This is a genomic window from Gelidibacter salicanalis (assembly GCF_016469035.1).
Taxonomy (GTDB): domain Bacteria; phylum Bacteroidota; class Bacteroidia; order Flavobacteriales; family Flavobacteriaceae; genus Gelidibacter; species Gelidibacter salicanalis_A.
Window position 1 is genome coordinate 1 of the sequence record NZ_JAEHJZ010000371.1, and the last position, 359, is coordinate 359.

Genomic DNA, 359 nt, shown 5'->3' on the forward strand with positions numbered 1-359 from the left:
TGTCGTACTCGGCCAAGGCCTCCTCATACGCGTCATGAAGAGAGTTGAGATGCTTGTGCTCATCTTTAAGACTCACCCGTTCTGACAGTTGGATGCGATTGTCCTCCTGGAGGATTGTGTCCAGGGTCCTTCCCAAACTCTTTAGAGCCTTGTTGAGATGGCGTGTTGCCCGTTCCACCACTTGGGACAGGTCCGTGCCCGTGGGCATCATGCCAAGTGTATCCGTGAACTCCCAGAAAAAGTGTAGTGAAACTGTGGACTTGATCCACCTCGGAACCACGGGTCCACGTTTGTCCTTCCTCAAGGACAAGTCTTGTCTTCTTCTTTCACTCCACGTGAAAGGACTACTTTGACGACCG

General features: G+C 52.1%; 1 protein-coding gene. It reads right to left on the reverse strand.

The annotated features are described in order from the left end of the window. Nucleotides 1-304, reverse strand: a 304-nt coding sequence (locus tag JEM65_RS22640) for a hypothetical protein (RefSeq protein WP_233530809.1), incomplete at its 3' end; no start/stop codon positions are given. Nucleotides 305-359 lie beyond the last annotated feature (55 nt).